This is a genomic window from Streptomyces sp. NPDC059906 (genome assembly GCF_042730645.1).
Classification (GTDB): domain Bacteria; phylum Actinomycetota; class Actinomycetes; order Streptomycetales; family Streptomycetaceae; genus Streptomyces; species Streptomyces rubrogriseus.
Genome location: NZ_JBHWKU010000010.1, coordinates 244,113 through 267,919 on the forward strand (window position 1 = coordinate 244,113; position 23,807 = coordinate 267,919).

General features: G+C 72.4%; 24 protein-coding genes. 11 read left to right on the plus strand and 13 right to left on the minus strand.

Annotated features, from left to right (window positions below; all coding sequences use genetic code 11):
* Positions 1-39: 39 nt before the first annotated feature.
* Positions 40-1,008, minus strand: a complete 969-nt coding sequence (locus ACFV9J_RS18290) for an alpha/beta hydrolase family protein (RefSeq protein ID WP_385355456.1) — start codon at positions 1,006-1,008, stop codon at positions 40-42.
* A gap of 219 nt (positions 1,009-1,227) precedes the next feature.
* On the opposite strand from ACFV9J_RS18290, the gene ACFV9J_RS18295 reads away from it, so the two are divergent.
* Positions 1,228-1,824 (plus strand): TetR/AcrR family transcriptional regulator, encoded by a 597-nt coding sequence (locus ACFV9J_RS18295; RefSeq protein WP_385355459.1) that lies wholly within the window; start codon positions 1,228-1,230, stop codon positions 1,822-1,824.
* 25 nt (positions 1,825-1,849) lie between these two features.
* Here the strand turns inward: ACFV9J_RS18295 and ACFV9J_RS18300 are convergent, their stop codons facing one another.
* Both ACFV9J_RS18300 and ACFV9J_RS18305 read right to left on the minus strand, forming a co-directional pair.
* Positions 1,850-2,476, minus strand: a complete 627-nt coding sequence (locus tag ACFV9J_RS18300) for a TOPRIM nucleotidyl transferase/hydrolase domain-containing protein (protein WP_385355461.1) — start codon at positions 2,474-2,476, stop codon at positions 1,850-1,852.
* Positions 2,477-2,545: 69 nt separating this feature from the next.
* Entirely contained in the window at positions 2,546-4,099 is a 1,554-nt protein-coding gene (locus ACFV9J_RS18305) for an IucA/IucC family protein (RefSeq protein ID WP_385355463.1), read from the minus strand.
* 166 nt (positions 4,100-4,265) lie between these two features.
* On the opposite strand from ACFV9J_RS18305, the gene ACFV9J_RS18310 reads away from it, so the two are divergent.
* From ACFV9J_RS18310 to ACFV9J_RS18320, 3 genes are all read left to right on the plus strand, one after another.
* Positions 4,266-5,792 carry an IucA/IucC family protein gene (locus tag ACFV9J_RS18310; protein ID WP_385355465.1) on the plus strand — a complete coding sequence of 509 codons (1,527 nt, stop codon included), beginning with the start codon at positions 4,266-4,268 and terminating at the stop codon, positions 5,790-5,792.
* Positions 5,793-5,854: 62 nt separating this feature from the next.
* Positions 5,855-7,120, plus strand: coding sequence for a VWA domain-containing protein (locus tag ACFV9J_RS18315; protein ID WP_385355468.1), 1,266 nt, complete (start codon positions 5,855-5,857; stop codon positions 7,118-7,120).
* Positions 7,120-7,926, plus strand: coding sequence for a hypothetical protein (locus tag ACFV9J_RS18320; RefSeq protein WP_385355470.1), 807 nt, complete (start codon positions 7,120-7,122; stop codon positions 7,924-7,926). The genes ACFV9J_RS18315 and ACFV9J_RS18320 overlap by 1 nt, the downstream gene beginning before the upstream one ends.
* Positions 7,927-7,968: 42 nt before the next feature.
* Here ACFV9J_RS18320 and ACFV9J_RS18325 read toward each other — a convergent pair whose 3' ends face one another.
* Positions 7,969-8,625 (minus strand): winged helix-turn-helix transcriptional regulator, encoded by a 657-nt coding sequence (locus ACFV9J_RS18325; RefSeq protein ID WP_385355472.1) that lies wholly within the window; start codon positions 8,623-8,625, stop codon positions 7,969-7,971.
* A gap of 87 nt (positions 8,626-8,712) precedes the next feature.
* Here ACFV9J_RS18325 and ACFV9J_RS18330 point away from each other — a divergent pair, with 87 nt between their 5' ends.
* Positions 8,713-9,921: a pyridoxal phosphate-dependent aminotransferase gene (locus tag ACFV9J_RS18330; protein ID WP_385355474.1), complete on the plus strand. Its 1,209-nt coding sequence runs from the start codon at positions 8,713-8,715 to the stop codon at positions 9,919-9,921.
* A 55-nt stretch (positions 9,922-9,976) separates the two neighbouring features.
* Here the strand turns inward: ACFV9J_RS18330 and ACFV9J_RS18335 are convergent, their stop codons facing one another.
* Entirely contained in the window at positions 9,977-10,348 is a 372-nt protein-coding gene (locus tag ACFV9J_RS18335; RefSeq protein WP_385355476.1) for a DUF6221 family protein, read from the minus strand.
* A 194-nt stretch (positions 10,349-10,542) separates the two neighbouring features.
* Here ACFV9J_RS18335 and ACFV9J_RS18340 point away from each other — a divergent pair, with 194 nt between their 5' ends.
* The 3 genes from ACFV9J_RS18340 to ACFV9J_RS18350 are packed head-to-tail and all read left to right on the plus strand — an operon-like array spanning position 10,543 to position 12,326.
* On the plus strand, positions 10,543-11,142 hold the full coding sequence (locus tag ACFV9J_RS18340) for a histidine phosphatase family protein (RefSeq protein WP_328563495.1): 600 nt from the start codon (positions 10,543-10,545) through the stop codon (positions 11,140-11,142).
* Positions 11,143-11,201: 59 nt separating this feature from the next.
* Positions 11,202-11,849: a hypothetical protein gene (locus ACFV9J_RS18345; RefSeq protein ID WP_385355479.1), complete on the plus strand. Its 648-nt coding sequence runs from the start codon at positions 11,202-11,204 to the stop codon at positions 11,847-11,849.
* A gap of 54 nt (positions 11,850-11,903) precedes the next feature.
* A complete protein-coding gene (locus ACFV9J_RS18350; RefSeq protein ID WP_385355482.1) occupies positions 11,904-12,326 on the plus strand; it encodes an acyl-CoA thioesterase in 423 nt (140 codons plus the stop codon).
* Positions 12,327-12,556: 230 nt separating this feature from the next.
* Here the strand turns inward: ACFV9J_RS18350 and ACFV9J_RS18355 are convergent, their stop codons facing one another.
* The 8 genes from ACFV9J_RS18355 to ACFV9J_RS18390 form a co-directional block, all read right to left on the minus strand.
* Complete coding sequence (locus ACFV9J_RS18355) at positions 12,557-13,945, minus strand: nucleobase:cation symporter-2 family protein (RefSeq protein ID WP_385355484.1); 1,389 nt, start codon at positions 13,943-13,945, stop codon at positions 12,557-12,559.
* 256 nt (positions 13,946-14,201) lie between these two features.
* Positions 14,202-15,590: an 8-oxoguanine deaminase gene (locus ACFV9J_RS18360; RefSeq protein WP_385355486.1), complete on the minus strand. Its 1,389-nt coding sequence runs from the start codon at positions 15,588-15,590 to the stop codon at positions 14,202-14,204.
* A 72-nt stretch (positions 15,591-15,662) separates the two neighbouring features.
* Complete coding sequence (locus tag ACFV9J_RS18365; RefSeq protein ID WP_385355488.1) at positions 15,663-17,078, minus strand: nucleobase:cation symporter-2 family protein; 1,416 nt, start codon at positions 17,076-17,078, stop codon at positions 15,663-15,665.
* 64 nt (positions 17,079-17,142) lie between these two features.
* Entirely contained in the window at positions 17,143-18,078 is a 936-nt protein-coding gene (pucL, locus tag ACFV9J_RS18370) for a factor-independent urate hydroxylase (RefSeq protein WP_385355490.1), read from the minus strand.
* Positions 18,079-18,085: 7 nt separating this feature from the next.
* Positions 18,086-18,487 (minus strand): hydroxyisourate hydrolase, encoded by a 402-nt coding sequence (gene uraH, locus ACFV9J_RS18375; protein ID WP_003972717.1) that lies wholly within the window; start codon positions 18,485-18,487, stop codon positions 18,086-18,088.
* Complete coding sequence (uraD, locus tag ACFV9J_RS18380; RefSeq protein WP_385355494.1) at positions 18,484-18,999, minus strand: 2-oxo-4-hydroxy-4-carboxy-5-ureidoimidazoline decarboxylase; 516 nt, start codon at positions 18,997-18,999, stop codon at positions 18,484-18,486. Before uraD ends, uraH begins: the two co-directional genes overlap by 4 nt.
* A gap of 149 nt (positions 19,000-19,148) precedes the next feature.
* The gene (locus ACFV9J_RS18385; RefSeq protein WP_385355496.1) at positions 19,149-19,517 is read right to left on the minus strand and encodes a helix-turn-helix domain-containing protein; all 369 of its coding nucleotides are present in this window, start codon (positions 19,515-19,517) and stop codon (positions 19,149-19,151) included.
* Positions 19,514-19,780, minus strand: coding sequence for a hypothetical protein (locus ACFV9J_RS18390; RefSeq protein ID WP_385355499.1), 267 nt, complete (start codon positions 19,778-19,780; stop codon positions 19,514-19,516). The genes ACFV9J_RS18385 and ACFV9J_RS18390 overlap by 4 nt, the downstream gene beginning before the upstream one ends.
* A 154-nt stretch (positions 19,781-19,934) precedes the next feature.
* Here ACFV9J_RS18390 and ACFV9J_RS18395 point away from each other — a divergent pair, with 154 nt between their 5' ends.
* The 3 genes from ACFV9J_RS18395 (at position 19,935) to ACFV9J_RS18405 (ending at position 23,380) form a co-directional block, all read left to right on the plus strand.
* On the plus strand, positions 19,935-20,774 hold the full coding sequence (locus ACFV9J_RS18395; RefSeq protein ID WP_385355502.1) for a TIM barrel protein: 840 nt from the start codon (positions 19,935-19,937) through the stop codon (positions 20,772-20,774).
* Between the two features lie 47 nt (positions 20,775-20,821).
* Entirely contained in the window at positions 20,822-21,712 is an 891-nt protein-coding gene (locus tag ACFV9J_RS18400; protein WP_385355505.1) for a 2-hydroxy-3-oxopropionate reductase, read from the plus strand.
* A gap of 204 nt (positions 21,713-21,916) precedes the next feature.
* Positions 21,917-23,380: a catalase gene (locus ACFV9J_RS18405; RefSeq protein ID WP_385355507.1), complete on the plus strand. Its 1,464-nt coding sequence runs from the start codon at positions 21,917-21,919 to the stop codon at positions 23,378-23,380.
* The last annotated feature ends 427 nt before the right edge of the window (positions 23,381-23,807 follow it).

Below are 23,807 nucleotides of genomic sequence, written 5' to 3' on the forward strand. Positions count from 1 at the left end.
GCCACTGGGCTCATCTTCTTTCTCGGCCTGGGAACAGGGCTACTTCGATTCGACGCGGCCGAAGGCGTCGGACCCGGTGGTCAGCGCGTCCTGCGCCGTCCGCCAGGCGTTGTCGGCGCTGTCGAAGGCGGTGCGGAGGTAGGCCGCGGTGAGTTCCGCGACCGCGGCGACCCGGTCGGGGCTCTCGTCCGAGGTCTCGACGCTGTCGTGGCCCTGGATCCCACCGAAGAGGTGCTCGCCGTTGAAGACGGTGAGCAGGGTCTTGGGCCCGGGGGTGAGGTGGTACGGGTCGGCGTGCCAGTCGGGGCCCATGGTCGTCCAGTGCTGGGAGTCGTCCTTGTCACCGGCGACGACCAGCGCCGGGGTGGTCATCGTGGTGAGGTCGACGGTGCGGAAGACCGGCACCCGGTCGGACATGAACCCGTCGAAGGTGTCGCCGCCCCTGCCGGTCGCGCCGATCAGCACGCCCTGTGTGATCCGCGGCTCAAGGAGGTCCACCTCTTCGTTCGTGTCGGGGTCGGTGATCCTGGCACCGAGGAGAAGTTCGGCGGTGAAGGCGCCGAGGGAGTGGCCGGCCACCGCGACCTTGCCGCGGTCCACGCGCCCGGCGAGCTGCGGAACGGCCCTCTCGATCTCGTCGAGCCGGTCGAGGATGCTGCTCATGTCCTCGGCGCGGGAGCGCCAGAACAACGGCGCTTCGGGCCTGTCGCCGACCAGGTGGCTCAGCCTGGGGGCGCTGAGGTGGTTGGGCTGGATGACGACGAACCCGCGGGCCGCCCAGACCTTGGCGAGCGGCAGATAGCCGTCGAGCGAGGAGAGGCCGTACGCCCCTCCGTGGCCGTGCGAGAGGAGGACGACCGGCAGGTCGGTGCCGGTCAGGGGTGCGGAGACGCGCACTTCGAGGTCCAGCGGCCGCCCGGGCACGGACAGTGTCAGCGGGCTGACCGACAGGACGGGCGGGGCGGACGGGTGGAGGTAGCGGTCGGCTGTGGAAGTCCACTCGGGCATGGTGTGCCTTTCGTTCGATGGCCTCCGCCGCGGCCCTCAGGGGCAGGCGGCAAGGGAGAGGAAGCAGGGGGAGAAGAGGCAGGAGGAGGGGAGCGCCCGGTTCGGGTACAGTGGGAACCCAAAGCGGAACGTCGTTCCACTTCACAATACGGAGCACGGTTCCGTTTCGCAAGTCGAGACGAGTCCCGCTGCGAAGTCGGTCATGAGGAGGGTGGGCCTGTGCCCAGCGCGGAGCGCTCCGGGAAGGAGCCGGCCGGCGGCAGGCGGGCCGATGTGGTGCGCAACCAGAGCAGGCTGCTCGATGCCGCGGCCGAGGTGTTCGTGACCTCGGGGCTGGACGCGCCGGTCCGCGAGGTGGCGGCCAGGGCGGGCGTCGGGGTGGGGACGCTCTACCGCCACTTCCCGACGCGGGTGGAGCTCGTCGTGGCCGTCTTCCGGCACCAGGTCGAAGAGTGCGCGCAAGCCGGTCCGCGGCTGCTCGCCGACGCCGACTCACCGCTGTCGGCGCTGCGCCGGTGGATCGATCTGTTCGTCGACTTCCTGGTCACCAAGCACGGACTGGCGAACACGCTGCAGCCGGACAGCAGCAGCTTCGTCGCCCTCCACACGTATTTCCTCGACCGGCTGCTGCCCGCGGCCGAGCAGTTGCTGGGTGCCGCGGTCGACGCGGGCGAGGTCAGGCCCGGCATCGAGCCGTACGAATTGATGCGCGGCATCGGCAACCTCTGCATCGCCGGTGACGACGATCCCCGCTACGACCCGCGCCGAATGATCGACCTGCTGCTGCGGGGGATCGAGGCGCCGGCCGCGCCCTGACGCGGGCCGCGCGCCACCGCGGCGGTCACAGTCCCGCCAGGAGATCCGCGAGCGGGGCCGGTGGCCGCCCGCCGTCGAGGGCCTCGACCAGGAGGCCGCCGTAGCGGATCTTGCGGCCCTTCCTGGTGCTGAGGAAGCGGCGCAACTGCTGGTCACGGGGGCGGCCGTGCTGGGCGGGCTGGGCCAGGAAGGTCTGCCAGGGGCGGAGTTCGTCCTCGGAGCGTATGACCTCCTCGACCCGCTCCGGGCCCAGCGCCCGGATCATCTCGTCCTCCAGGTCGGCCACGCAGACGTGGAAGTCGCGCACGGCGCCCGCCCGTTGCCAGCCGCGGACGTAGAAGGGCTCCTCTCGGGCGTCGCAGAGGCCCGTCAGGCGCAGGCCGAGGCCGGGTGGGCCGAGCAGCCCCGCGTAGCGGCCGACGCTCATCGCGCCGCCCATGGACACCACGGCCACGCCTTCGGCGGTCAGGTCGCGGTCCTCGCGGGCCGCCAGGGCCTGGACGGCGGCGAGGTCGCTGGGGCCCTCCAGCAGTACCGCCGTCCGCAGGCCGAGGTCCCTCACCAGATCCGCCGCCAGGTCACCCGCCGTGTCCCCGGCACCCCCCGCCGCCCGGCGGGCGATCTCGTCCCGGAACGCGTCCATGTCCGCCATGCGGTGAGTGTGCACCACCGGGGCGCGGTACGGCACGGGATTTCCGGGCGCGTGGAGGGCCGCCGCCGCTCAGGCCCCGCGCAGCGGGTTGGGCAGGGGACGGTAGCGGGCGTCGGCGCCGTCCGCGCCGGTCCAGCGCAGCAGGAGGTTGGTCTTGGCGGGGAGGGTGGCGGCGGTGAGCAGGGCCGGGATCTCGGGCAGGTCGTGGCGGGCCAGGGTGCGGCGGACGGCGGGCCAGGGGTCGAAGGCCGGGTGGTGTTCGGTGAGGGCGGCCGCGATCTCGTACAGGTGGTTGACGACCAGGCAGTAGACCAGGCGTTCCCAGCCGGCCGCCCTCGGGGTGTCCGGCAGCAGTTTGACGCCCTCCGCGTCCCGGAACAGGGCCTGCACCGGCATGCCGGTCGCGTCCACGGCGACCAGGCTGTTCTGCAGGTGCGCCTCCAGGACGACGCCGTCGTCGGCGAAGGCGGTCAGGACGGGCGGGACGACGGCGGCGAGGTACGCCTCCCACCAGGCCGCCGGGTCCGCGGCGGCCGCGAGCGGGCTGCCGGGGAAGCCCTCCACGAGCGCGGCGGCCAGCAGCGGGGTCGCGCCGGGCAGCAGGTGGTCGCGCAGGCCGTCGCGGACGACGACGGCCAGTTCCTCGAAGGCGAAGTCCGCGGTGCGGTGGCCGCGGTCGCCGAGCCAGGCGGCCGGAGGGCCCAGGGAGGCGAAGGCCTCGGTGGCGGCCGTGTCGGTGCGGCGCAGCTTCAGCAGGTCGTGGCGCCACAGGCGGCGGATGTCGTTGGTGACGCGCACGTCGAGGCTGAACTTCAGGAAGAGGTCCCGGCCGGGGAGGTACTCGGGCGCGTACACCGTACGGATCGCGGCCGTCGGCCAGGCGAAGAAGCCGGTGGTGCCCACCCGGACGAGCCGGCCGTCGGCGAAGGCGGGGGCGAGAGCGGGTGCCGTCAGGTCCAGTTGCCAGGGGTGGGCGGGCAGCAGCCGGTAGCCGGGCGGGGCCTTGCCGAGGGCGTCCAGGGCGCCGGTGTCGCCCTCGTCGACGACGGTGTCCTCGCGCACGGCGAGCAGCGTCAGCGGGAAGCGGGCGTGTGCCTCGGGCGCGTAGGGCAGCCACCCGGCGTGCGGGCCGCCGCCGCGTGCCTTGGGGGCGGGGTGGTGGGTGTGGCCGGTGAGCAGGGCCTGCTCGGAGCGGAGGTACGGGTCGGCGGGCGGGGTGGCACGCGCGCGTGCCGTCAGCAGGGCGGCCACCGCGTCGCGGCTGTCGGTCATCTCGGTGGGCAGTTCGTGGTTGGGCACACCGGTGTGCCGGCGCAGGGCCTCGGCGACGAGCTTCACCAGTTCGGCGTGGTCGACGCGGTGCCACCCGCCCGCCGTGCGGACCTCCGGTTCGGCGGGCCGCCGTCCCCGGCGCACCCGCAGCAGTCTGCCGCCGGGCAGCCGGTACACGGGGCGGGGGCCGGGGCCCGGCAGCGGTTCGGCCACCTCGCGCAGCAGGCAGTTCAGCAGCGGTACGGCCGCGTGGGCGTCGGCGCGGCGCGCCACGTCGTCCCGGGCGGCGGCGCCGTCCGGGAGGGGGGCGTCGGCGCCGGTGGGCGGGGGCAGGAGATCCACGCGTTCCACTCGTTCCCTACGGTCGGTCCATGGCGGAGAGGACGGAGACGATCAGTATGTCTCTCGTCGTGACAGTCGTCGGTCCTCCGCCGTGACGTCGTACCCGCCGTACCTGTACCCGTACCCGTACCCGTATCCGTATCCGTATCCGTATCCGTATCCGAGGAGCCTGCCCGTGCATCGTCCCCCCAGTGCGGCGGCCGAGGTCGCCGAGGAGCTGGCGGCCGTCCGTCCCGCTCTGGCCGCCCGGTTCGCGGCCGAGCGGCCTGGTGCCCGTGCGGCCGTGCTGTCCCGGCTGTGGCGTGCCCTCGCCTTCGAACCGCTGCCGTGGGTCGAGGGCCGGGAGCGGTCCGGGGACGGGCTCGTCCTGCGCCTGCGGGACGGCCGCCGGCTGAGCGGTCCGGCCGCCGACCCGTACCGCACGGACGCGTACGTCCCGGTGGTACGGCTGGACGAGGTCGCCTACGACGACCCGGAGCGGCTGATGACCGACCTCGCCGTACCGCACTCGGCCTCGTTCACCGCCGAACTCGGGCACAGTGCCGCATCGTTGGCCCTGTCGCGCGCGGCACAGCCCCGGACGGTGCGGGAGGGGGCGCCGGAGAATCACCCGGACGAGTGGCCGGACAGCGGCTGGGGCTGGGAGCGGCGGGTGGTCGACGGGCACCCGTACCACCCCGGTTGCCGTGCGCGGCCCGGCTTCTCGGTGGCGGAGCAGCTCGCCTACGGGCCCGAGCACGGGCCGGTGGTGGAGCTGGGGCTCGTGCCGGTCCCGGCGGCGGAGTGCCTGGTGACGGGGGTGTGGCCCGGGGAACTGCGGGACGGGGCGCGGGTGCTGGTCCCGGTGCATCCGTGGCAGTCCGCGCACGTGCTCAAGCAGTCCTACGGGGCCGGGCCCGCCGCGCGTCCGCTGATGTCCCTGCGGACCCTCGCCGTGCCCGGCTCGGTGCACGTCAAGACCGCGCTGAGTGCCCGGCTGACGTCCTCGGTGCGGGACATCTCGGTCGCCTCGATCGCCGCGTCGGCCGATCTGTCGACGTTCGGGGCGCGGTTGGCGGATCGTCTGGACGGACTGCTCCACGTGACCCGCACGCTGGGCGCGGCCACCGCCCACTCCCCCGACCTGGCCGCCGTACTGCGCGAAGCGCCCGAGGTGTACGCCTCGCCGGGCGAGCACGTCGTTCCGGTGGCCGCGTTGGCGACCACCGGGCTGCCGCGCTCCCCCGCGTGGCTCGCCGCCTTCGCCCGTCTCGCGCTCGCCGTCGGGCTGCGCGCGCTGGAGCTGGGCGTGGCCCTTGAGGCGCACGGCCAGAACCTCCTGGTCGTGCTGTCCGCGACGGGCGATCCGCTGCGCCTGGTCTACCGCGACCTGGCCGACATCCGCGTCTCCCCGGCCCGCCTGTCCCGGCACGGCGTCGCGGCCCACGGCCTGCCTGCCCGGATCCTCACCGACGAACCGGTCGCGCTGCGCCGTAAGTTGTTCGGCTCGCTGGTGGGGGGCGCGCTGGCGGCCACGGCCGGTTCGGGACCGGCGCTGCGGGAGGCCCTGGCGGCGGCGGTGCCCGAACTGCCCCGCACCGAGGACGTCGTGGCTCTGTGCGAGGGGCCGCTGCCGGTCAAGGCGCTGACGGTGATGCGGACTTCGCCGGGAAGCACGGGCGATCTGTGGACGGAGCTGCCCAATCCGCTGCGGTGGAGGTGAAGCCGGGGCATCGGCGCGGTCTCGTTTTGGAGCGCGGCACCACTGATCAATAGGATCCGCCGATGATCACAAGAACACGGCTGGCGGCGGGTGCCTGTGCCCTGCTCGCCGCGCTGGCGGCCGGGATGGCGTTCCCGGCCGGGGCGAGCGCCGGTGAACCCACGGGTGAGGACGCGCCGAAGGTCGACCTCGTGCTCGACGTCAGCGGTTCGATGCGGACGCGGGACATCGACGGCGGTACGCGCATGGCGGCGGCGAAGCAGGCGTTCAACGAGGTGCTCGACGCGACGCCCGAAGAGGTGCAGCTCGGCATCCGGACCCTGGGCGCCGACTACCCGGGCGACGACCGCAAGACGGGCTGCAAGGACACCGCGCAGCTCTACCCGGTCGGCCCGCTGGACCGCACCGAGGCGAAGACGGCGGTGGCGACCCTGTCGCCGACCGGCTGGACGCCGATCGGGCCCGCGCTGCTCAAGGCGGCCGACGACCTCGACGGCGGTGACGGTTCCAAGCGGATCGTGCTGATCAGCGACGGCGAGGACACCTGCGCCCCGCTGGACCCGTGCGAGGTGGCCCGTGAGATCGCCGCCAAGGGCATCGGGCTGACCATCGACACGCTGGGCCTGGTCCCGAACACCAAGATGCGGCAGCAGCTCAGCTGCATCGCCGAGGCGACCGGCGGCACGTACACCTCGGTCGAGCACACCGACGAACTGACCGACAAGGTCAACCAGTTGGTCGACCGGGCGGCCGACCCGGTGGTGACGCCGGTCGCCACCGAGGGCGCGGACGCGTGCGCCAAGGCGCCGACGCTCAAGTCGGGGCTGTACACCGACCGCGAGGAGTTCGGGCAGCAGCGCTGGTACCGGGTGGACGTGGAGCCCGGCCAGGAACTGCGCGCCTCCGTGAGCGTGGGCGCCGACCGGGCCGTGAACCCGTCCTACGGGGTGCTGCTGCGGGCGGTGACGGTGCACGGCCGGGAGATCGTGCGCGGCGAGGCGGCGGGCAACGGGCGTACCGACGTACTCTCGACGGGGCTGCGCTACCCGAAGGCGGAGAGCGACGAGGACGACGCGGCCGCCGAGGCCGTGTGCCTCCAGGTCACCAACTCCTTCTCCGTCGCCTCCGGGGTGAAGACCACGCCCGGTCTGCCGCTGGAGCTGACCGTCGACGTCGTGGACGGTCCGGGCGACTCCGACGACGTGGCCGCCTTCGGCCTCGGACGCGGCTGGTGGCTGCTCGGCCTGCTGGTGCTGGTCGGCTTCGTCGCCGGTCTGCTGTGGGGCTGGCTCTCGCGCTGGCGGTTCGCGATCTGGAGGACCAACTGATGCGGTTCACCCGAGTGTTGAGCGCGGCCGTGGTGCTGCTCGGCCTGGCCGCGGCTCCCGCGGCAGCCGATTCATCGCCCTCCGCGAGCCCCTCCCAGGACGGTGACGCGCCGACCACGGCGGGCACGTCCTTCCGTACGGCGACCGAGTTCGAGCAGGGGCAGGCGGCCACGGCGAACGGGGCCGCGGGCGACTACCTGTACTGGTCGTTCCCGGCCGACGCCGGGCAGCGGCCCACCGTGAAGGCCACGGTGAAGCTGCCCGAGACGCACGCCGCCCAGACCTGGCGGGTCGACGTGTACGACGGCCTGCGCCGCCGCCAGGCCTGCCAGTGGGGCGCCCAGGCCCGCACCGCGGACGCGGGCACCTCCTCCGTCGAGCTGGCCTGCGTGCTGCGCACCGTGCGCGCCTGGACCGAGCCGTGGGCCAACGACCCGCTGCCGGGCACCTACTACGTCCGGCTCACGGCGGTGAACGTGCCCACCTCCGACCTCGGCGTGCCGGTCTCCGCCGAGGTCCGGGCGGACTCCAAGGACATCGGCGGGGCCGCGGCGGTGGACGGTTCGCTGGCCGAGCCGCTGGTGCCGGGCATCGCGGTGACCTCCGGCGCCGACCAGGGCGACGAGGACGAGAAGAGCGCCGTGCTGTCCGCGATCGAGCCGGAGGACGGCTGGTCGTCGGGCTGGTGGTCGGACCGCTGGGTGTGGAGCGGGATCGGGGCCGTGCTGGCCGCGCTCGCGGGCATCGGCGGCTACGCGCTGACCCGTGGTTCGGGACGGCCGTCCCGGGTGCCACCCGGCGCCTGACACCACATCAGAAGGCCCGCTCACGGCGGGCCTTCTGCCGTTTCACCCCTCCCGCAGCGCCTTGGCCGCCGGGCCGTCGCCGGTCACCCCGACGCGGCCGTCGCGCACCGCGTCGCGCAGACCGGCCTCGCCGCGGCCGAGGGCCGCGCAGGTCGCGGCGTCCAGCACGAGCCTGGCGTCGGGCTCGCCCGGTGCGGGCCCCTCGCCGTACACGGGGCCGTCCTCCCCCTCGGCGCGGGCGTCGGCGTACAGGTGGAAGTCCCCCTCCTCCAGCCGGACCTCGACGAGCCCCTCCGCCGCCCCGGCCTCCCGCAGGGCCCGCAGCAGCGGCAGGGCGAACCAGTGCGCGCGTACGGCGTCGGTCGGCCGCCGCTCCCCCAGCTCGCCCGCGCCCCACGCGCCGAGCGCCTCCAGTACGGGCAGCAGACCGCGTCCCCGCGCGGTGAGTTCGTAGACGTACGCCGCGCCGGGCGGGGGCAGCCGGCGCCTGGTCGCCAGCCCCTCGCGCTCCATGTCCTTGAGCCGCGAGGCGAGTACGTCCGTGCTGACGCCGGGCAGGTCGGCGTGCAGGTCGGTGTAGCGCCGCGGACCGGCGAGCAGCTCCCGGACGATCAGCAGGGTCCAGCGGTCGCCGACGGCGTCGAGCGCGCGGGCGGCGGAACAGTACTGGTCGTAGCTACGGCGAGGACGTGGTGACATGCGACGCAGTGTAGACAAGTTGTTGGACTTTCCAAGCTGCCACTTGGTAAAACCAAGCAACACCAGATTCCGGAGGGGAAGCCGCGCATGGAGTTCCGGCAGTCGAACAAGCTCAGCGAGGTCTGTTACGAGATCCGCGGCCCGGTCATCGAGCACGCCAACGCGCTGGAGGAGGCGGGCCACAGCGTGCTGCGCCTGAACACCGGCAACCCGGCCCTCTTCGGCTTCGAGGCGCCCGAGGAGATCGTCCAGGACATGATCCGCATGCTGCCGCGGGCGCACGGCTACACCGACTCGCGCGGCATCCTCTCCGCCCGCCGGGCCGTCGCCCAGCGCTACCAGGCGCTCGGGCTGGAAGTGGACGTGGACGACGTCTTCCTGGGCAACGGCGTCTCCGAGCTGATCTCCATGGCCGTGCAGGCCCTGCTGGAGGACGGCGACGAGGTCCTGATCCCCGCCCCCGACTTCCCCCTCTGGACGGCGGTGACCACCCTCGCGGGCGGCAGGGCGGTGCACTACCTCTGCGACGAGCAGGCCGACTGGTACCCGGACCTGGCCGACATGGAGTCGAAGATCACCGACCGCACCAAGGCGGTCGTCATCATCAACCCCAACAACCCCACCGGCGCCGTCTACCCCAAGGAGATCGTCGAGGGCATCCTCGACCTCGCCCGCCGGCACGGCCTGATGGTCTTCGCCGACGAGATCTACGACCAGATCCTGTACGACGACGCCGTGCACCACTCCGCCGCGTCCCTCGCCCCCGACCTGGTGGTGCTGACCTTCTGCGGCCTGTCCAAGACCTACCGGGTGGCGGGCTTCCGCTCCGGCTGGCTGGTGGTGACGGGGCCGAAGCAGCACGCGAAGGACTATCTGGAGGGCCTGACCATGCTGGCCTCCATGCGCCTGTGCGCCAACGCGCCCGCCCAGTACGCCATCCAGGCCGCGCTCGGCGGCCGCCAGTCCATCCGCGAGCTGACGGCCCCCGGCGGACGGCTGCACGAACAGCGGGACGTGGCCTGGGAGAAGCTCAACGAGATCCCCGGCGTCTCCTGCGTCAAGCCCAAGGGCGCGCTGTACGCCTTCCCGCGGATCGACCCGGCCGTCCACAAGATCCACGACGACGAGCGCTTCGTCCTGGACCTGCTGCTGCGCGAGAAGATCCAGGTCGTCCAGGGCACCGGTTTCAACTGGCCGAGCCCGGACCACTTCCGCATCCTGACCCTGCCCCACGCGGAGGACCTGGAGGCGGCGATCGGGCGCATCGGGCGGTTCCTGAGCGGGTACCGGCAGTAGCGGGGCCGGCGGGCTCCCGTGCCACCCGTGGGGGCGCAAGCCCCGCGGCCCCGGCTTACGGCCGCCACTCCTCGCGGTAGCCGGGGCGGTCCGCGTAGGACAGGGCGAGCAGCCGCACCCCTCTGTCGGCCGATGCGGGCGACTCGGGCCGCACCACCCTGTGGACCCACCCGAGCAGCTTGTGCTTGGCGGTAAGCTCTTCGAGCAGCCGCGCCGGATCGTTGTGGGCGATGTACTCGCCGACCCCCGGCCCCAGGACGGTCCGCGCTCCCGCCGCGACCTCGGTGGGACCGCTGACCGTCTCGACGTGCCGCCCGTCGTACCGCCACCGAGCGGCGTCCGGCCCCGCGAGTTCGCGGATGGCCGCCTTCGCGATCCGCTCGTCCTCTTCGAGCTGACCGCCGAGCCACCGCCATAGATCATCCATTGCGCGGGAGTCGAGCGGGGCGACCGCGAGGGGCGGGGTCCGATCCGGTGTCTGCGGCATGACTGCTCCTTTCGTTCTGCGGCGAAGGGACGGCCGGCCCTGGTGACCGCCCCCCGGCGTCGTGCACGATCTTCGCGCAGCCGTCGGCGGCGGTGAAGGCCGGACGGGAACACGGGCGGTCGTAAGGTGGCGGGATGGGTGATCTTTTTCTGGTTCGGCACGGTGAGACCGAGTGGTCGCGTTCGGGCCGGCACACCGGGCTGACGGACGTCCCGCTGACCGAGAAGGGGCGGGAGCAGGCGCGGAGCCTGGTGCCGTTGATCCGGTCGCACCGGATCGGGGCGGCCTTCGTCAGCCCCTTCCAGCGGGCCCGGGAGACGGCCGAGCTGATCGGGCTGCACGAGGTGCGGATCGAGCCGGACCTGCACGAGTGGGACTACGGCGGCTACGAGGGGATCACGACGGTCGAGATCCACCGGAGCCGACCGGACTGGTTCCTGTTCACGGACGGGGTGGCGCCCGGGCCGCCGGACCACCCCGGGGAGACGCCCGAGCAGGTGGGTGAGCGGGCCGACCGGGTGCTGGCCACGGTGGAGGCCGCGTTCGCCAACACCGAGGGGTGCGTGGTGCTGGTGGCGCACGGGCACTTCCTGCGCGTGCTGACCGCCCGGCACCTGGGCCTTCCGGCCTCGCACGGGGCGCTGTTCCAGCTGGGCACGGGGACGCTGTGCCGGCTGGGGACGGAGCACGGGCGGCCGGTGATCGCGGCCTGGAATGTCAGACCTCCGTCGTAGTCTTCGAACGTGGCCTTCGAAGAGGTCGCGAGGGTGAGGGCCGGGGAAGGAGGGACGCCGTGGCACTGTCGCCGACCGCCGCGCAGCGGCGTGTCATCGCCGCCGCCGACCCCGTCACCGGGCGCCTGAAGGGTACGGAGGCCCAGCTCGCGGCGCTGGTGAAGCGGGGGCTCGCCTTCCGGCATCCGCGCCCGCCGCACGACCACTTCCTGACCCCGGCGGGGCACCGGGCACGGGAGGCGGCCGACGCGCCGGACGGGCCGAGGGCGCCGGAGCCCGCCGGAGCCCCGGCCGCCGAGGGTGTGTTCGCCGCGCGGGTCGGCGGGGAGGAGGCCGCGCCCGGCGACGCGGGGCCCGCGCGGCTGCGCGAGGTGCGCGGCGCCTGGCAGGGGCTGCTGGAGCTGCGCCGGATGACCAATCCCGACGACAGCGCGGACCGGCCCTGCGCGTGGGAGCGGTCGCATCTCGTGCGGGCCGCCGCGCTCGCCCTGGAGGCGGCCGGGCACCGTCCGGCCGGTCCGGACGGCGGGGACGGATACCGGGTGCGGGCGACGCCGCAGCCCGAGGCGGTCGCCGTGTACGAAGGCGACGGCGCCGCGCTGCGCGAGTGCGCGGCGACGCTGGAGCGGGCCGGCTGGCAGACCGGCGAGCACACCGAGCCGCGCACGCGGGCCCGTTACCTGCTGGCCTCCCCGCGGAAGGTGTGACACCCGCATGTCAGGATCGGTCCGTCCGTACGTGTGCGAGGAGAGGCAGCAGTCGTGAGCGAACCGTTCTCCGTTCCCGTGAGCGTCCGCGGGTACGAGACCGACACCCAGGGCCATCTGAACCAGTCGGTGTACCTGAACTACGCCGAGCACGCCCGCTGGTCGATGCTCCAGGCGGCCGGGATCCGGCAGGCGGACCTGGTCGCCCGCGGGGTCGGGCCGGTGGCCCTGGAGACGACGATCCGGTTCCAGCGGGAGCTGCTCGCCGGTGACGAGGTCACGGTGACCTGTGCCTTCGAGTGGGGTACGGGCAAGACCTTCCGCATCCGGCAGCTCATCACCAAGGCGGACGGCACGGTCGCCGCCGAGGTCGAGGGCGTCGGCGGGCTGATGGACCTGCGCGAGCGCAGGCTGGTGGCGGACCCGCGGCAGCGTTTCAAGGAGCTGGCGGCGCGGCCGGAGCTGTTCGGACTCTAAGTCCCGGTACGGCAGCGTCAGGCGTCCTTGCGTCAGGCGCGGGCCGCACTCCGTGGCGACGAAGTACGGCTTCCAGAGCCCTGCAGGACCGGCGGGGCGGGACCGGTGAGGCGCTGGTGACACGAAGAGGGGACAGTTCGTCCCGGGCGGCACACCGCGCAGACGGCGTGCCGCCCGGGACGAACTGTCCCGTCATCGAACAGCGAGGGAGCCCGGGCGGGCCCCCGGCGTCACGGCATCGCCGCCGCCCGGGACGCCTCGGTGATCTCGTCGCCCGCCTCCATCGGGTGGGTGACGTCCTCCGCGTCCCGTTTCCGGCCGCCGATGTGGTTGAAGACCAGGTTGAGCAGGACCGCGGCCACGCAGCCGGTCGAGATGCCCGAGTCGAGGATGATCCGCGCGTTCTCCGGGAACGAGTGGTAGAACTCCGGCGCCGCGATCGGGATGATGCCGACGGCCAGGGAGACCGCCACGATCAGGACGTTGTTGTCCTTGTCCAGGCTCGCCCGGACCAGGGTCTGGATGCCGCTGGCCGCGACCGAGCCGAAGAGGACCACGCCGGCGCCGCCCAGGACCGGGCGCGGGACGACGGCGATGAGCGAGGCCGCCATCGGGCACAGGCCCATCAGGACCAGGAAGCCGCCGCCGACCGCGACGACGTACCGGCTGCGGATCTTCGTCATCGCGACCAGGCCGATGTTCTGGGCGAAGGCGCTGCACATGAAGCCGTTGAAGACCGGGCTGAGGGCGGAGCCGAGGGTGTCGGCGCGCAGCCCGGCCGCGATGGTCTTCTCGTCGGCCGGACGGTCCACGATCTCGCCGAGGGCGAGCATGTCGGCCGTGGACTCGGTCATCGAGACCACCATCACCACGCACATGGAGATGATCGCGGCGATCTGGAACTGCGGGGCGCCGAAGTGGAACGGCGTCGGGAAGCCGACGACGTCCGCGTCCGCGACCGGGCCGAAGTCCGTGACGCCGAACGGGATGGCGACGAGCGTGCCCGCGATCAGGCCGAGCAGCACCGCGATCTGCTTGACGAAGCCCCGGGTGAAGCGGCGCAGGAACAGGACGATGACGAGCGTGATCGCGGCAAGGCCGAGGTTGGTCGCCGAGCCGAAGTCGTCCGCGGTGGGGCTGGGTCCCTGCGCCCAGCCGAAGGCGACCGGCAGCAGGGATATGCCTATCAGGGTGATGACGGTGCCGGTGACGACCGGCGGGAAGAAGCGGATCGCCTTGCTGAAGAAGGGTGCGGCGACGAAGCCGAGGAGTCCGGCGACGATGACCGCGCCGAAGATGATCGGCAGCGCGTCGGACTTGTCGTCGGTGGAGGCGACGACCGCGGTCATGGGGGCGACACCGGCGAAGGTGACGCCGTTGACGAAGGGCAGCCGGGCGCCGATCTTCCAGATGCCCAGTGTCTGGAGGAAGGTGGCCAGGCCCGCGGTGAACAGGCAGGCGCCGGTGAGGAAGGTGAGTTCGACGGCGGACAGCCCGATGGCCGCGCCGACGATCAGGGGCGGGGCGACGACCCCGGCGTACATGGCGGCCACGTGTTGCAGGCCGGTCGTCGCCATCTTCAGTGGCGGGAGTTTCTCGTCAACAGGGTGGTCGGCCACGGCGGCGTTCCTCCGGTCGTTTACACGTCGGCTCTGACGTGGGTGTCAGGGAGGTGGAGCTAGTGGTGGTCGTGCGGGACCGGGACGGACCGTTCGGGGGGAACGGGCGACCGCTCCGGGGCGTGCGCGCAGGGGCGCACACCCCGGAGTAGGCCACCGTGGACCCCGCTCGGGTCCACGGTTACCGGCCGGGAGCCGTCCCTCCCGGCCGGAGATCAAGTGGTGTTCTGTTGTGCGGTGTTCGGCGGCGTCCGGCTCAGCCCTGCGCGGCGATCCGCGCCAGGCGTCGTGCCTCGTCCCGGGTGGAGCGGGCGACGGCGTCCTCGTCGACCGTGAGCAGCCTGCCGTCCTCGACGATCTGCCGGCCGTCGACGAACGACGCGGTGACCGGGGCGGGGGCGCCGAGGACCAGGGCGGTCACCGGGTCGGCGATCGAGGAGTGGGCGAGGGTGTCCATCCGCCACAGCACCAGGTCGGCGAGCTTGCCCGCCTCCAGGGAGCCGGTCTCGGCGGCGCGGCCGAGGACCTGTGCGCCGCCGTAGGTGCCCAGGCGCAGCGCCCTGCGGGCGTTCAGCGCGGCCTCGCGGTGGGCGCCCAGGCGGTTGATCAGCAGGGCGTTGCGCAGCTCGGTGTGGAGTTCGCCGGACTCGTTGGAGGCGGTGCCGTCGACGCCGAGGCCGACCGGGACGCCGGCGGCGAGCAGGTCGGGGACCCGGGCGATGCCCGCGGCCAGCCGGGCGTTGGAGGAGGGGCAGTGGGCGACGCCGGTGCCGGTGCGGGCGAAGGCGGCGATGTCGGAGTCGTTCATGTGGACGCAGTGCGCCATCCACACGTCGTCGCCGAGCCAGCCGGTGGACTCGAAGTAGTCGGTGGGGCCCATGCCGAACAGCTCGTGGCAGAACTTCTCCTCCTCGACGGTCTCCGAGCCGTGGGTGTGCAGCCGCACGCCGAGCCGGCGGGCCAACTCGGCGCCCTGGCGCATCAGTTCGGTGGAGACGGAGAAGGGCGAGCAGGGGGCGACGGCGACCTGGGTCATCGCGTCGAAGGAGGGGTCGTGGTGCTCCCGGACGGTGGCCTCGGTGGCGGCGAGCGCGTCGTCCAGGCTCTCCACCGCGAAGTCGGGCGGCAGCCCGCCGTCGGACTCGCCGCGGTCCATGGAGCCGCGGGCGAGGGTGAAGCGGACGCCCATGTCGCGGGCGGCGCGGACGATCGCGCCGGACAGGTCGCCGGCGCCGCGCGGGTGGATGTAGTGGTGGTCGGCGGCGGTGGTGACGCCGCCGCGGGCCATCATCGCGAGCGAGCCCTGGGCCGCCGCGTGGGCCATCGGCTCGTCGATGCGCGCCCAGGTCGGATACAGGGCGACCAGCCAGTCGAACAGGTTGTGGTCGGTGGCCAGGCCGCGGGTGAGCCACTGGTAGAAGTGGTGGTGGGTGTTGACCAGTCCGGGCGTGGCCAGGTGGCCGGTCGCGTCGATCCGGCGTACGACGTTCTCCAGGTCCTCGGGTGCCCCGCCCGCGCCGACGGACTCGATGCGGTTGCCGGCGAGCACGACGTGACCGGAGGCGTACTCGGTGCCGCCCGCGTCCACGGTGGCGATCGCACAGTGCTCGATGACGGTGCGTTCGGTTGCCGATGCTGCTGCCATGCTGCTTCCTTGCCTTTCGGTGGGGCCCGTGGGCGGGGAGTCGGGTACCCACGGGGAGGGCACGGCAGGACCCTAGGAGGATTTGAGTGCCGGAACCGGGTGACGGCTCCGGGTGCCGAGGTGGTGGAAGAACAGGTTGAGGGCGACCGCGACGATCGCTCCGGCGCTGATGCCGGAGCCCAGCACGGTCTGGGCCCAGGCGGGGAACTCGGCGTAGAAGGCCGGCGCGGCGAGCGGGATGATGCCCGCGCCGAGCGCCACGGCGACCAGGATGATGTTGGAGCTGTCGTCGAGTCCGGCCTCGGACAGGGTACGGATGCCGCTGACCGCGATGGAGCCGAAGAGGACGATGCCCGCGCCGCCGAGCACCGGCATCGGCACCAGCGAGACGACCGCGCCGAGGACCGGGAAGGCGCCGAGGACCAGCAGGGTGGCGCCGGCGACGGCGACGACGTAGCGGCTGCGCACCCGGGTGAGGGAGACGACGCCGACGTTCTGCGCGAAGGCGGAGGTGGGGAAGCCGCCGAAGACGGGGCCGACCAGGGTGGCGAGGCCGTCGGTGCGCAGGCCGCGGGTGATGACCCTGGCGTCGGCGCGGCGGTCGCAGATCTCACCGAGGGCGAGCATGCCGGCGGACGACTCCGTCATCAGGACCAGCATGACGATGCACAGCGACAGGATGGCCGCGGGCTGGAACTCGGGGGCGCCGAAGGCGAAGGGCGTGGGCAGCGCGGCGACCGGCGCGGACTTCAGGGCACCGAAGTCGGCCATGCCGAAGGGGATGGCGGCCAGGGTGCCGATCAACAGGCCGAAGAGCAGGGCGACCTGCTTGACGAAGCCCTTGCCGAAGCGCTGGATGACGAGGATGACCGCGAGGGTGAAGGCGGCGAGCGCGAGGTTGCGCATCGAGCCGAAGTCGGCGGCGCTCTGGTCGCCGCCCTGGGCCCAGCCGACCGGGACCGGCATCAGCGTGACGCCGATGAGGGTGATGACGACGCCCGTGACCAGCGGCGGGAAGAAGCGCAGCAGTCGGCCGAAGAACGGGCCGACGGCGAGGCAGAAGACACCGGCGACCATCACCGCGCCGTAGACGGCGGGGAGTTGGCTGCCCTTCGCGTTGGTCTCGACGATGGCGAGGATGGGCGCGATGCCGGCCGAGGAGGCGGCGTTGACGAACGGCAGCCGGTTGCCGACGAGGCCCTTGACGCCGAGGGTCTGGAGCAGGGTGGCGACGCCCGCGATGAGCAGCGAGGCCGCGATCAGCCGGGTGCGGCCCTCGATGTCGAGTCCGCAGGCCTGGCCGATGATGAGCGGAGGAGTGACGACGCCCGCGTACATGGCGGCGATGTGCTGGAGTGCGGCGGGGACGAGCCGCGAGGGGTGGAGCTTCTCGTCGACCGGGTGCACGGACGTGACGGCGTCCTCGGTGTGCTCCGGTGACGGGGTGGAACTTGAGCCTTTCGCCGGCTCCGTTGCAGGCTGTGCCATGGTGTTCCCTCCGGTGTGACGCGCCACCGGCCCGAGCGGCCGGGCCGGTGGCGCGCGTCCCGCGTCAGAGGTTGGTCATGTCGACCGGGATGAGTTGCTCGGCGCCGTCGCGCAGGATGGTGGCCTCGATCAGGCCGTACGGGCGGTCGGCGGCGTAGTACACGGCGCCGTCCTTGGCCTCGTTGTCGATCCCGAAGGGCGACAGGTCCGAGCGGAAGTGGTGCTTGTTGGGCATGGAGAAGCGGATCTCGTCGACCTCGTCGCGGGAGTTGAGCACCCGCACGCCCATCTCGAAGAGGGTCTGCTGGAGCGAGTACGAGTAGGTCTCGGCGAACGCCTGGAGCGCGTGCTTGCGCACTCCGTGGTACGAGCGGTCCCAGTCGGGGGCGTGCGAGTCGACGCCGTCCCAGTTGTGCCGCCACCAGGTGGAGACGGTGGTGGCGAGGATCCGGTCGTAGTCCTCCTTGAGAGTCGTGTACTTGTCCTTCAGGTAGCCGAAGAACTCGGAGTTGGTCGAGTTCAGGACGGTCAGGTCCTTGAAGCCGGAGAGCACCCGGATGCCGTGGCCGTCGTAGGTGATCTCGGCTACGCGGGTCTCCTGGCCGGTGCGGACGAAGGAGTGCGCGATCTCCTCCGCGCCGACGAAGCGGGCGCCGCCCTTCGACGTCTCGATCCGCTCCCAGCCGAACTCCTCGATGCGGATGCGGGCCCGGTGGATCGGCTCGTTGTTGTCCACGAAGTGGCGGGCGAGCTTGACGCCGAGGTCCTCGGCGCTCTCGATGCCGTGCTCCTTGGCGAAGGCGAACACCGTGTTCTTGGTGGTGTCGGTCGGCAGGACGTTGGCGTTGGAACCGCTGCGGTGGACCTCCTCCATGTCGCCGGACAGGGCGACGGAGACGTTCAGGTCCTTGATGTGGTGCGTGTCGCCGTCACGCGTGATCTTGACGACGCGGTTCTCTGCCTTGCCGTACTGGTTCTGTCCCAGGACGAAACGGGTCATGATTCGGTCAGCTCCCTCGGTAAACGGAGTAGCCGAACGGGTTGAGCAGCAGCGGAACGTGGTAGTGCTCGCCGGGCACCACCGCGAAGGTGATGGTGACCTCGGGGAAGAACACGGGCCGGCCGTTCTCGCTGTCCCGGAGCGCGGGGGCGTCCTGCTGGGCCGCGGCTTGTTTCTTGGCGAAGTACGTCTCGGTGTCGAAGTCGAGCCGTACGTGGGTGGTGCCCTCCGGCAGAGCCGGGAGGTCCTTGCACCGGCCGTCGGCGTCGGTCGCGGAGCCGCCGAGTGCCTGCCAGTCCGCTTCGCGGCCCGCACGGGCGGCGAGGCGGACGGCGACGTCCCCGGCCGGGCGGCCGACGCTGGTGTCCAGGATGTGCGTGGACACGGAGGCGGTGGTGCTGGTGCTCATGGTCGGGCGTCCTGTTCGACGAGTCGGGTCAGGCGGATGCGGTTGATCTTCCCCAGTTCGGTGCGGACGATCTCCCGTTCCTGCTCGGGCGAGTTCCCGATCCGCTCCTTGACCGCGTCCCGCATCTGCTCGCCGGTCCGGCCGGTGGCGCAGATGAGGAAGACGTGGCCGAACTTCTCCTGGTAGGCCAGGTTCAGTTCGAGCATCTCCGCCTTGAGTTCCTCGGCGGCGCCGGCCATGCCCGCCTGTTCGCGGGACGAGGTCGGATCGCCCGGCTTGGGGCGGCCGATCGGCGGGTGCCCGGCCATCGCCTCGGCGAGGTCCTCGGCACTCAGCTCGGCCATGGCGGCGTCACTGGAGGCGTACAGGTCCTCGGCGGTGGCGAAGGGGCGGGCGGCGAGCAGGTGCCGGGCCCACGCCGTGGCGGCGCACGCCTCGTGGAGTTCCGCGAGTGCCGCGGTCTCCTCGAGGGTGTTGAAGCGGGCCAGGCCCGACGCGGAAGTGGACGTCACGGGAGCCTCCGTGGCCTTGTGCTGAGCGGGCGTGCCGATAGCTAACGCCCTCGGAAACAAGCCGTCAACACTTTGTTGAAAATTCGGGGTCAGAAAAGCCGCCGCCCGGTTACCGGACGGCGGCTGGCGCCGCGAAGGAACCGCGCAGGTCAGGTGCCCTTCTCGCGGTTGAGGTAGTTGTACACGGTGAAGCGGCTGACGCCGAGGGCGCTCGCGACGGTCTCCACGCCGTGCCGTACGGCGAAGGCGCCGCGCGCCTCCAGGGCCCGGACGACCTCCTGCTTGGTGCGGCGGTCCAGGCCGGCCAGCGGCCTGCCCTGCCGGCGCTCCATGGCGGCCAGGATGTGGTCGAGGGAGTCGGCGAGCTGGGGCAGGCGTACGGCGACGACGTCGGCGCCCTCCCAGGAGAGCACGACGTCCTCGAGACCCGCCTCGTCCGGCGGCAGCATCTCGCCGCCCATGGCGTCGACCAGGGGCTTGACGGCCGCGATGAACGGCTCCTCGGCGGGACCGGTCACCGCTCGCCCTCCCCCTCGACACCCGCTCCGACCACGTTGACCTGGAGCGAGATCCGGGTCGCACCGGCCTTGAGGGAACGGCGCAGCAGCGCGTCCACGGCGGTGAGCACCTGGTCGGCGCCGCCCTCGGCGGTGTTGCCGAAGGGGCCGACGTCGACCGCGTCCAGCTCGGCGGCCTCGACGACCTCCCGGGCCACCACCGCGTGGGCGGGCGCCTCGTCGAGGTCGAAGGGTTCGGTCGTGAACTCCACTCTCAATCGCACGCGGTCAACCTAACGCGGGGTGACCGCTTTGCGCCGCCCCCTCTTGACAACAGCCACGCTCCCCGGGCAACCTTCCATCAAGCAGAAATAAGTTTCCGTAATGCGGAAACAGATACAGAAGCACACCCTCAAGCGGAAGGGAGCGCGGCACCCTATGGGATTCGCAGACCAGCGCTTCAACGTCAACCTGTCGATCCTCTTCACGGAACTCCCGCTCCTGGAGCGCCCCGCGGCCGCCGCCGCGGCCGGCTTCACCGCGGTCGAGCTGTGGTGGCCCTGGATCGACTCGCCCACCCCCGAGCAGTCCGAGCTGGACGCCCTGAAGTCGGCGATCGAGGACGCGGGCGTTCGGCTCACCGGCCTGAACTTCTACGCCGGGCAGCTGCCCGGACCCGACCGCGGCGCCCTGTCGGTCCCCGGCGAGGAGTCGGACCGCTTCCGCGCCAACATCGACGTGGCCGCCGGCTTCGCCCAGTCGCTGGGCTGCACGGCGCTGAACGCCCTGTACGGCAACCGGGTCGAGGGCGTGGACCCGGCCGAGCAGGACCGGCTCGCGCTGGAGAACCTGGTCCTCGCCGCCCGCGCGGCCGACCGGATCGGCGCGGTCCTGCTGGTCGAGGCGCTCAACAAGCCCGAGTCGCCGCTGTACCCGCTGGTGTCGGCGCCGGCCGCGATCGCGGTCGTGGACCAGGTCAACGAGGCCACCGGGCTCGGCAACGCCAAGTTCCTCATGGACCTCTACCACCTGTCCATGAACGGAGAGGACCTGCCGCAGGTGATCGACGCCTACGCCGCGAAGACCGGCCACGTGCAGATCGCCGACAACCCGGGCCGCGGCGCCCCCGGCACGGGCTCCCTCCCGCTGGAGGACCTGCTCGACCGGCTGGCGAAGGCCGGGTACGACGGCTGGGTCGGCCTGGAGTACAAGCCCGGCGACGACCCCAGCGCCCAGTCCTTCTCCTGGCTGCCGGCCGGGGCCCGCGCGGCCCGCTGAGCGCCACCCGCAGAACTCTTCACAGATTTTCCAGAGAGGTACCCATCATGAGCACGCTCCCCAAGGTCGCCTGGGTCGGTCTCGGCATCATGGGCTCGCCCATGGCCGAGAACCTGATCAAGGCGGGTTACCAGGTCACCGGCTTCACCCTGGAGCAGGAGAAGCTGGACCGCCTGTCCGCCGCCGGCGGCACCGCGGCCGGCTCGATCGCCGACGCCGTGCGCGACGCCGACGTGATCGTCACCATGGTGCCCGCGTCCCCGCAGGTCGAGGCCATCGCCTACGGCCCCGACGGCATCCTGGAGAACGCGAAGTCCGGCGCGCTCCTTGTCGACATGTCCTCGATCACGCCGCAGACCTCGATCGACCTCGCGAAGGCCGCCAAGGACAAGGGCATCCGCGTCCTGGACGCCCCCGTCTCCGGCGGCGAGGCCGGCGCGATCGAGGCCGTGCTGTCCATCATGGTCGGCGGCGAACAGGCCGACTTCGACGAGGCCAAGCCGCTCCTGGAGGCGCTCGGCAAGACCATCGTGCTGTGCGGTCCGCACGGCTCGGGCCAGACCGTGAAGGCCGCCAACCAGCTGATCGTCGCCGTGAACATCCAGGCGTGCGCCGAGGCCGTGGTCTTCCTGGAGAAGTCCGGCGTGGACCTGAAGGCCGCGCTGGACGTCCTCAACGGCGGCCTGGCCGGCTCTACCGTGCTGACGCGGAAGAAGGACAACTTCCTCGGCCGCGACTTCAAGCCGGGCTTCCGCATCGACCTGCACCACAAGGACATGGGCATCGTCACCGACGCCGCCCGCAACGTGGGCGCCGCGCTGCCGGTGGGCGCCGTGGTGGCCCAGCTGGTCGCCTCGCTGCGCGCCCAGGGCGACGGCGGCCTGGACCACTCGGCGCTGCTGCGCGCCGTGGAGCGCCTCTCCGGCGGCCAGGTCTGACCGCCGTACCGGCCCCATGAGACCTCCGGGCGGCGCGGTCGCTGACACCTGTCATGTCGCGCCCGAGCGGCGGCGCCGCCCGGAACCCACTTCAACAAACTGTTGACGTGCCACCGCCCCAAACCTAGGCTCCACGAAGCGGAAACCAGTTTCCACTGGATGTTTCCGCTGAACCCTCGTCTGCAAGGCCACGGAAGGTCCACGATGTCGCAGCGCGTGCTCACCACCGAGTCCGGCGCCCCGGTCGCCGACAACCAGAACTCCGCTTCCGCCGGCATCGGCGGCCCCCTCCTGATCCAGGACCAGCACCTCATCGAGAAGCTCGCCCGGTTCAACCGCGAGCGCATCCCGGAGCGCGTGGTGCACGCCCGCGGCTCCGGCGCCTACGGCCACTTCGAGGTGACCGACGACGTCAGCGGCTTCACCCACGCCGACTTCCTGAACACGGTCGGCAAGCGCACCGAGGTCTTCCTGCGCTTCTCCACGGTGGCCGACTCGCTCGGCGGCGCGGACGCGGTCCGCGACCCGCGGGGCTTCGCGCTGAAATTCTACACCGAGGAGGGCAACTACGACCTCGTCGGCAACAACACCCCGGTGTTCTTCATCAAGGACCCGATCAAGTTCCCGGACTTCATCCACTCGCAGAAGCGCGATCCGTTCACGGGCCGTCAGGAGCCGGACAACGTCTTCGACTTCTGGGCCCACTCCCCCGAGGCCACGCACCAGATCACCTGGCTGATGGGCGACCGCGGCATTCCGGCCTCGTACCGCCACATGGACGGCTTCGGCTCGCACACCTACCAGTGGACGAACGCCAAGGGCGAGTCCTTCTTCGTCAAGTACCACTTCAAGACGGACCAGGGCATCCGCTGCCTGACCGCCGACGAGGCCGCCAAGCTCGCGGGCGAGGACCCGACCTCGCACCAGACGGACCTGGTGCAGGCGATCGAGCGGGGCGTGTACCCGTCCTGGACGCTGCACGTGCAGCTGATGCCGGTGGCCGAGGCGGCGAACTACCGCTTCAACCCGTTCGACGTGACCAAGGTGTGGCCGCACGCCGACTACCCGCTCAAGCGGGTCGGCCGGCTGGTGCTGGACCGCAACCCGGACAACGTCTTCGCGGAGGTCGAGCAGGCCGCGTTCTCCCCGAACAACTTCGTCCCGGGCATCGGCCCCTCCCCCGACAAGATGCTCCAGGGCCGCCTGTTCGCCTACGCGGACGCGCACCGCTACCGCCTGGGCGTCAACCACACCCAGCTCGCGGTGAACGCCCCGAAGGCCGTGCCCGGCGGCGCCGCCAACTACGGCCGCGACGGCCTGATGGCGGCCAACTCCCAGGGCCGGTACGCCAAGAACTACGAGCCGAACTCCTACGACGGCCCGGTCGAGACCGGCACGCCGCTGGCGGCCCCGCTCGCGGTGTCCGGCCACACCGGCACCCACGAGGCGCCGCCGCACACCAAGGACGACCCCTTCGTGCAGGCCGGTGCGCTGTACCGGCTGATGAGCGAGGACGAGAAGCAGCGCCTGGTCGCGAACATCGCCGGGGGCCTGTCCCAGGTGTCGCGCAACGACGTGGTCGAGAAGAACCTCGCGCACTTCCACGCGGCCGACCCCGAGTACGGCAAGCGCGTGGAGGAGGCGGTCCGCGCCCTGCGCGAGGACTGATCCACCGGCTCGCGCACGGGACCCGGCGGGGAGGCCGGGACCGTGTGCGCGGCCCGCGCAGGCACCGAAGCGGCCCGGATGAGGGGTGACCGCAAGGTGCCGGCGCGGGCAGGGCGAGGACCGCGGCGGCCAGCGAGCCAGTGCGGTGGTGAAGGGCACGGACGTTCCTCCTACGACCTGAGGGGAGGAGCCGTTCCGGCCCGTCGCACCGCCGCGGTCCCAGCCACACACCTCTCTCGATCCAGAGGCCCCACACACTCCGTCCGGCGGCGCGAACGACCTGTCGCGCCCAGCCTCGCGCCGCCGGACGGGCACCACGTGAAGACCCCTCCCACCGAGAACCTTCACCGGCCGAGAAGCGGGGGGGGGGGGGGGGCGCCGCGCCCGCGCGGCCCGCGGGGGGGGCGGGGCCGCGGGCGCGCCGGGG